At 51.8% G+C, this 3,100-nt stretch carries 5 protein-coding genes; 4 read left to right on the forward strand and 1 reads right to left on the reverse strand.

Going from position 1 to position 3,100, the window contains the following annotated elements:
• Positions 1–229 precede the first annotated feature (229 nt).
• From ACSHWX_RS18010 to ACSHWX_RS18025, 4 genes are all read left to right on the forward strand, one after another.
• Positions 230–436 carry a hypothetical protein gene (locus ACSHWX_RS18010; RefSeq protein ID WP_435669591.1) on the forward strand — a complete coding sequence of 69 codons (207 nt, stop codon included), beginning with the start codon at positions 230–232 and terminating at the stop codon, positions 434–436.
• Between the two features lie 73 nt (positions 437–509).
• A complete protein-coding gene (locus tag ACSHWX_RS18015; protein WP_435669592.1) occupies positions 510–875 on the forward strand; it encodes a plasmid mobilization protein in 366 nt (121 codons plus the stop codon).
• Entirely contained in the window at positions 872–2,197 is a 1,326-nt protein-coding gene (locus ACSHWX_RS18020) for a relaxase/mobilization nuclease domain-containing protein (protein ID WP_435669593.1), read from the forward strand. Before ACSHWX_RS18015 ends, ACSHWX_RS18020 begins: the two co-directional genes overlap by 4 nt.
• Before the next feature lie 71 nt (positions 2,198–2,268).
• On the forward strand, positions 2,269–2,571 hold the full coding sequence (locus ACSHWX_RS18025) for a hypothetical protein (protein ID WP_435669594.1): 303 nt from the start codon (positions 2,269–2,271) through the stop codon (positions 2,569–2,571).
• 45 nt (positions 2,572–2,616) lie between these two features.
• Here ACSHWX_RS18025 and ACSHWX_RS18030 read toward each other — a convergent pair.
• Positions 2,617–3,100, reverse strand: a 484-nt coding sequence (locus ACSHWX_RS18030; protein WP_435669595.1) for a HipA domain-containing protein, incomplete at its 5' end; no start/stop codon positions are given.

The following is a 3,100-nucleotide window of genomic DNA, read 5'->3' on the forward strand; positions in this document are numbered from 1 at the left end:
CATAGCGGCTGATTCTGTCGCACTTATCTCTGTGGGCTGTTCGCCAGTCATCGTTAGATGAAATTATACTGCGAGCGCCACAAACGGCTTGAATGGGGTAGGCGATTTCGCAAAATCCTCTCTGCAGAGCGGCGAATTCACACTTTCCGCCCATTCTCCCCCATCCGTCTGCACCGGAACCCTATCAAATGAGGCCGTAGCGGGACGCGCAAGCGACGAACTACACCAAATGATCGACACGGTTGTTGTGAACTGGAACGCGGAGGCCAAGCGCCACGAGCTCGAGCTGCGCGGTAAGCTCTTGGGGGACGCAAAAACGACAAAACCCGCAACGGGTGCGGGTTTGGGGTCGATTACAATGGTTGCGGGAGGGCGCAACCATCTTAGCCTACTAATCATTGCACCAGATTTCTCGGCATGGCGATACGCCTCATAAATGACTGTTTTAGTTGAACATTCAGGATTGAAAGTTGTTTTCGCCGCCATACCGGGTCCGAAGGAGGACCGATATGGCTCAACAACATTACCCTTCACCCTTCTCCTTGAGGCTAACATTCGAGGAACGGGCAAAGCTTGAACAAGATGCTGCCGGTTTGTCTCTCGGCGCTTATGTTCGCCAACGCTTATTTGGAAAGGATGTTTCGCCGCGACATACGCGCGGCAAGTTTCCAGTCAAAGATCATGAGGCGCTTGGGCGAGTTCTGGCGGCGCTTGGTGCTTCCAGAATTTCCAGCAACCTCAATCAACTTGCTCGCGCGGCGCACACTGGGTCGCTGCCGATCACACCTGAAACGGAAGAAGACCTTTCTGAGGCATGCGCTGCGATAGTGGCGATCCGAGAAGAATTGCTGCGCGCACTTGGTACGCGCGCATGATTTTGAAAGCGTCACAAAGAGGCAATCCAAGTCAGTTGTCACGGCAACTTTTGAACAGCCGCGACAACGAACATGTAGCGTTGCACGAAGTGCGCGGGTTCATTGCCGAAGATTTGGAGCATGCACTTGAGGAAGCGGAAGCCATTTCCAAGGGAACACGGTGCAGCAAATTTCTGTTTTCCTTGAGCCTTAGCCCGCCGGAGAAAGAAGACGTTTCCATCGAAGCGTTCGAGGCTGCCATCGAGATGACCGAACAGCATCTGGGTTTGGATAACCAGCCACGCGCCATCGTTTTCCATGAAAAAGAAGGCAGACGTCACGCTCACGTAGTTTGGTCGCGCATCGATCCTGAAACTATGACGGCCCGAACCCTGCCCTTCTATAAAAACAGACTCATGGACGTGTCGCGTGAGCTTTACCTGGAAAACGGATGGGACCTTCCGAAAGGTTTGATTGATCGATCCATGCGCAACCCGCTCAACATGAGCCGCGAAGAATGGCAGCAATCCAAGCGAGCAAAGCAGGACCCGCGCTTGGTCAAAGCAATGTTTCGGGACTGCTGGCGATCTTCTGATTCAGAAAAGGCTCTGAAGGAAGCACTTGCAGAACGCGGTTACACATTGGCACGTGGAGATCGAAGGGGCGTCGTTGCCGTTGACTTCAGGGGCGAGGTCTTTGCCTTGGCTCGTTATGCTGGCGTCAAATCCAAAGACGTCAAAGACCGCATCAAAGAGCCTGAAAAACTGCCCTCGGTTGATCAGGCTAAAGCCAAAATTGCTGCGCGGATGACGCAGCAATTAAAGCGGTATGTGAAAGAGGCCGAATCCAGCCACAGACGTCTTTCTCCAAGTTTGGAAATGCGGCGGCAGAAGCTCGTCGAGGCGCAACGTTCTGAACGAAAAGAAATCGAGAAGAAGCACGAAGCCCGTAACATCCAAGAAACAAATAATCGCGCTGCCCGTCTTCCCAAAGGTCTTGGTGGCCTATGGAGCCGCATGACCGGCAAATATGGAAAGATGCGTAGGCAGAATGAATATGAAGCATGGGAGTCCCACCTTCGCGACCGCGAAGAAAAAGATGCCCTCATCGCCAAGCAGTTGGAAGAACGCCGAGCTTTGCAGAAATCCATTCTGAACGTTCGCGCTGAACGCAGCGCGGAGCTAAGCGAACTGAACGCAGAAATTGCTGATTATTTGAAGATGGATGGCAAAGCCCCCAATGCCCGAAGAGCCTTCACAGATACTGCAAAAGGACGTTCTGCCCGCAACATCAGGAAAAGAAACAACAAGCGCGACGACCCTGGCCATGGTCTTGAGCGATAGGCATCAGCAAAATTATTTGCATTAGCCACAACGATTATGTAATAGTCATTTGTTTTTTAAGGAGAATTTTAGTGAGTGACGAATTATACAGAGGCTTTGTTGAGCAAACGGCTTGGGCTTTGCAAACGCATACCATTTCTAACGTAACGTTTGGAAAGGCTGAGACTAGCGTTTCTATCAGTTACAGGGCAGCTTCCGAACATACACCTGCGGGATGGCATGTGACAGATTTCAGTGGAAGAGATAGCCTGTTTCTATCCGAAAACGCAGACATCACCGAGATTGGACGTTTGGTTGTTAATGCGCATTCGCTCGCGCAAGAAAGATCACCGAGTAAATCAGCGGTCCCTGCGTTTGGCGATGCGATGGCGTGAACCTTGTGGGGTGATCAAGTTCGATGTGCTTAAGTCGAAAAGAGATCATGTCTTAGCATTCAGCAAAGGCAAAGTTGGCAGTAGCTCATCAATCGCTGCCCTAACGTCGCTAAGCATCGGCAAGGCATCTTTTTCTCTCTTCCAGAGCGATGCAAAATCGCTCGCGGTTTCTCGCGCGACATCAAGAACCATCTTTTCAGGCAACGCTGCTTTCGCGGCGAGATGGGAAATTTCATCTTCATCAAAGGCAACAAAATCTCGCACTCGGCTGTAGTTCAGTGCGAAGCTATCGCCTTTGATATAGGGCACTGTCGAAACAAAATCATAGGCTGGCGACAGAGCGGCATTGCGTCGATCAGGATAGATCAGCGACCAGTTCTTAAGATGCATGTCCCCGTTCCCTATCAGCGTGCTGAACGTCAGGCGACGTATGAACTCACGGACGTCCTCATCCGATCCTTCCGCTGCGATGACCAGTTCGTGGACTGCGAGGAGTGGGAGGGCTGCGGCTAGTGGAGAGGCGTGGAAA

Source organism: Maritalea sp. (assembly GCF_051251695.1).
In the GTDB taxonomy this organism is placed as follows: domain Bacteria; phylum Pseudomonadota; class Alphaproteobacteria; order Rhizobiales; family Devosiaceae; genus Maritalea.

Bases quoted from the DNA above. Each gene is read 5' to 3' on its own strand.
- ACSHWX_RS18010 (WP_435669591.1), top strand. From the start codon at position 230: ATGATCGACACGGTTGTTGTGAACTGGAACGCGGAGGCCAAGCGCCAC.
- ACSHWX_RS18015 (WP_435669592.1), top strand. From the start codon at position 510: ATGGCTCAACAACATTACCCTTCACCCTTCTCCTTGAGGCTAACATTC.
- ACSHWX_RS18020 (WP_435669593.1), top strand. From the start codon at position 872: ATGATTTTGAAAGCGTCACAAAGAGGCAATCCAAGTCAGTTGTCACGG.